The sequence below is a fragment of the Acetobacter sp. genome (assembly GCF_047721705.1).
Classification (GTDB): domain Bacteria; phylum Pseudomonadota; class Alphaproteobacteria; order Acetobacterales; family Acetobacteraceae; genus Acetobacter.
On record NZ_JBDNXK010000144.1, the window covers coordinates 1 to 4,726 of the forward strand.

Annotated in this window: 2 protein-coding genes and 1 pseudogene; all 3 read right to left on the reverse strand. The window is 53.9% G+C overall.

Annotation, left to right across the window (positions count from 1 at the left end):
- Window position 1 precedes the first annotated feature (1 nt).
- Window positions 2-1,687 (reverse strand): annotated as a pseudogene (locus ABF824_RS15500) (recombinase family protein).
- Window positions 1,688-1,782: 95 nt separating this feature from the next.
- On the reverse strand, window positions 1,783-1,980 hold the full coding sequence (locus ABF824_RS15505) for a hypothetical protein (RefSeq protein WP_415489878.1): 198 nt from the start codon (window positions 1,978-1,980) through the stop codon (window positions 1,783-1,785).
- A 413-nt stretch (window positions 1,981-2,393) separates the two neighbouring features.
- The coding region (locus ABF824_RS15510; RefSeq protein WP_415489879.1) for a hypothetical protein at window positions 2,394-4,726 on the reverse strand (2,333 nt) is incomplete at its 5' end.

Genomic DNA, 4,726 nt, shown 5'->3' on the forward strand with positions numbered 1-4,726 from the left:
CTCATAACCTGAAGGTCACAGGTTCAAATCCTGTCCCCGCAACCACTTCCATCATTGATGTTTTCGCAAGTCCTTTCAGGGACTTGCCTGATTTCGTGTCCTTCTGGTTCACGAATCTCAGCAGCGTTCCAAGCTCGCCATACAGCGTTGCGAAGATCTCGCCGCGCTTATCACCCGGCGACAGGACGATCTTCTCCACCAGTGCGCGAACAGCTTCGGACGCCTCGGCCCGGTCCGCTGGCTGGTTAAGGCTCTCGGTCAGACGCTCCACCTTCTTCTTGAACATCGCCGCGACATTCGGATGAATGTCGAGCGTATCCTCCAGTTCGGAGGAGAGCAGGGCTTCCAGTTCAACCTTGCGCTCCCGTAGTACTCGCATCCGTTCCTTTATCTCTGGCTCGAACATCCCGTTTTCGATCGCGGTCAGAATACCAGCGATGCCTTTCTCGACTTTAGCCAGTTCGGCCTTCCAGCCGGAACTGTTGGCGCGGCGCTCATAATTCAGCCGGTTGGTCTCTTCCGTATAGGCTTTCATGGCTGCAGCGGCGGCTTCGGGTGTCATCAGCTTGTGTTTGAGGCCGGCGAGCACGCGTTCTTCAAGATCGGGGCGCAGGATCGTCGCCTTGTTATGGCAGGAACGGTTAGCGATCCGGTTTGAGCAGGCATAGCGGTCCTTCTCGCGGAGCGAGTAGCTGCCGCCGCAGACGCCACAGAAAATCATCCCTGAGAACAGGGATTTCGGACGGCGCATGCCGTTCATCCGGTTTGCGGCCGATGTCCGGACGGCCGCGATGACATTGACATATTGCGCAGCGATCTTCGCCTGACGGTCGCGGACGGCCTGCCAGAGCGCATCATCGACGATCCGCAGCTCGGGCACCTCGGTGATGATCCATTAAGATTCAGGGTTCAACCGAGACACCCGCTTACCGGTTGAGGGATCCTTGATATAGCGGAGCCGGTTCCAGACGAGGCGGCCGATATAGAGTTCGTTGTTGACGATCCCTGTGCCGCGCTGGACATGCCCCCGGATCGTGGTGTCGATCCACAGCTTGCCGTTCGGACCAGGGATACCTTCATCATTGAGTGTGCGCGCGATCGCACGCGGGCCGATGCCAGCCGCAAAGTCTTTGAAGATGCGCCGGATAATATTGGCCTCGTTCGGGTCGATTTCCCGGTCGCCCCGGATCGGATCGCCTCGTGCGTCCAGCTTCTTGATCACCTTGTAGCCGTAGCATAGGCCGCCACCGGACTTGCCGTCCTCGACCCGACCGCGCAGGCCCCGATGGGTCTTCTGCGCCAGGTCTTTCAGGAAGAGGGCGTTCATTGTGCCCTTGAGGCCGACATGCAGTTCGCTGATCTCGCCTTCGGCCAGAGTAACGATTTTGACCCCTGCAAACTTCAGATGTTTGAACAGGGTGGCGACGTCTGCCTGATCGCGGCTGATGCGGTCCAGCGCTTCAGCCAGTACGACAGTGAATTCGCTACGCTGCGCGTCCTGCAAAAGGGTCTGGATGCCGGGACGCAGGATCATGCTGGATCCGGAGATGCCTGCGTCCTTGTAAGCGCTGGCGACCTTCCACTTTTCGCGTTTGGCGTGCTCGCGACAGATGCGGAACTGATCCTCGATTGAGGCTGCGCGCTGATTGTCGGAGGAATAGCGGGCATAGAGCGCGACACGGACCATGGGAGGGCTCCGGGCATTATCTTCCAAAAAGAGAGGGTGTCAGAGCTTACCTTACTTCCACTCGTCGGATGGTAGTCAATTCGTTGGCGTCGCCATCACGTTTTTCGGGCAGGCCCTGCTGGATGGCGGGTGCGGCGTTGGCGGTGCTTCTGACGCTCATAATCCTCGCGAGCCATCTGACGACCGATGAGCCGCGCCAGGCGGAGCACGCTGGCATCCGTCACATAAGGTGCGGCTGCCTCGCCGTCGGGAAGAATGATCTCGATCCGTGCCTGCCTGTCTCGTGCGTCCATGACGGTTTCTCCAGACGATACTGGAGTCATTGGACAGGGTTATGCGTCATGGAAAAGAACAAAATCATCCCATGCGGTCATCGGCGGTGTTTGTGTAAGTAATAGGATAGATGAAGAAACCTGCAACGGGCAGGCATGGAGGTTGTATGGCGCGGTGAGCCGTGGTTTTCAGTTTCAATAGATGCTGCCGCCAGAAGCGATCAGATAAGAGATGTTGAACCGAACTCCGCGGCGCACGACTGGTTTCGCCTCATCTTAGACATACGGCACACCAGACAGCTTTCCACAGAGCGGACATTCGCAATCGGACCGATAACGGGTCAATTGGTTTCGATTGATCGAATTGGAGGGCACATACATGCTTTCGCGTATCTATCGTTGCCTAATCAAGCCGATACCCAGAAAAGTCCCAATTAGGTAACCAAGCCCTGGACACGGCGAAACACCTCATCTTGCTTGAGCGCCGCACTGCGGCGGTCTCCGAGGTCAATCAACGCGTCAAGAAGCTTCAGCAATCCTCGTGCGCGATTTATTTCGAGAGGATAATTTGCTTCTGCTAGTCGTTGAATGACGGCCGCAAGACGCGCGGGCAATGATGTTCCTACCCAACTTCCTTTAGCGTATTCGATTGAGGTCAAAGCTCCAGAAACCTGTTCGATAAATGCATCAATCGGATAAGAAACGTCACTACGTTCGCACAAGGTCAAGTAGTTCTGCATGACGTATTTTGACCAGCCTGCCGCTTTAACGAGCTTCGTCACAACAGGCATAATAATCGCGATATCACCCCAATCGCCATTGACGAACCGCGCAGCACCCGGACATTCGGTGTCGACATTTACAAACAGAAGCGCCTTGATAAGATCTGGCATATCATAGCCGTTAACCGCTCCCGCACGATAACTGTTCGGCACGAATACTCTGTCGTCGATCACGCGCTGCACAAAATCGTCAAGAATTGGCAGTGCATTCTCGGGAATTTCCTTGGCGTCAAAAACATGATGGGTAACAACACTTCCCGCAAATTTCGCAAGCATGCGTAATGCTTCTTCATCGTTTGAAGAGAAAGGCTTAACGAAATTGTCGCGAACCCACTGTAGATCAAAAAAAGGTAAGGCGCGCGCAAGCATCGTACCTAAAGTGCAATCCCATTCGAAAAGATTCGTATCCTTGCCTCGCCGCGTCTTTCTATCATCCCACGATGGCATCAACCGCTCGGCGGTCCATAGCGAGAGATCGACAAGAAGCGACTGTATTTTTGGACGATAAACATCTGATTGGCACCACTCTTCAAGCGGAAAGAACTTGAAGAGCTTGGCGGCGTAATGACCGTCGAAGGAGCGCTCTGGAGCGGTCCAGTAGTCGTCCGAATGTCTGTTTCCTGTAGGGGCATTCACCCACGCAGGTGGCAGGGGCTCAAAAGCTTCCAGCGATTCAACGCTAAGGGTATGCAGTGCCTTCGTGCGAGCAGCGGTTCGCGCTTTTCGATCTGCTATGTCATCAAGCCTGAAAGTCTCTTGATTCTGCCTCGGAGCGATATAATGCGCGAGGTCGAACGCGAAGTGCGCGGCAACCCACTTCACATGTGGGTCCGGGTCCCAAAAAAGAGCTTGAAAAGCCATGATCTGCACATCCTCGTTCGGATGACTCGCAACCAAAATCAGGTGGGCAGAGGAATCCAAACGGGGCACACGGCTCTTACGGTCATGGAACAACGCAGAAATAAGGTGAAAACAGGGATGCCATGGAATTTTCGATCCATGGGCTTCGCCGCGTTCCCGCATTTTTAGAACACGTTCCATAACGTGCCATGCCCATGGTTGATCGGATGAATTACTTTCACCAAATCGGATAAGGCACGCGGCGATAGCAGAAACGCCACTTTGTATCATCGCAGGTTGACCAGCATCAGCGAGTTCCTCAAATAGCTCATCGCTATCTTGCTTTTTTGCAAAAGTAATAGCATCTTCCAATGTTATTCCTTTGATAAGCCCGTTCTCATTCAAGGATTTTTGTGCCCAATTGAGCACACGTTGATGAGTTAAGAATTCTGCAGCCTTGATAGATCGTTCTTGCATCGCCTCAGGCACCTGCTTTGGCGATTCATATCCGATAGCGATCTGGTCGTTTTCAGTTTCATACCGACGATAATTCTTAATATTACCAAGACCGGACCAGAGTTCTGCTTTCTCCCTCAAATCCTGCGTTCGTTGCAAATTTTCGCGTTCTTCTTCAATTATATAAGGAAGGTTTTCCGGAAAGGCTTCCATCGTCTTTTTGAAAAGATCCCGCAAACTCATATCACCGCTGATGGCAAAACGCATTGCAAGTTCGCGCACATCGCGTTTACGGTATTCTCGGCTCTCAAGAAATGCTTTCGCCTTGGCTTTATCACCTTTCAATTGCGTAAGAAAACCAAGCCCTAATAGGTCAATGTCTTTTAGTGGCTCTTGCACAAGGCGCGCAAAATCATGCTCCCAGAGACGTTGGCAGGTAAGAATGGGCAGGGTGACTTCCGAGACTTCAAATGTCTCGATGGCTAGGCGCAAGCAAAGCCCTAGCGATGCGTAACATTGGCTGCCTTTCAGAATCAGCCTGATCAAATCGCTCGTAGAATGTCCTTGTTCGATTTCCTTGAACGCCCAATAAGCAAGGGAAGATAGGCGCACTGCAGCACGTTGGGGCCTGACATTCCGAGCCCCCCGCAAACGCCCCCCCCCGGCCCCCCGGCGGCGGGGCGGGCCGC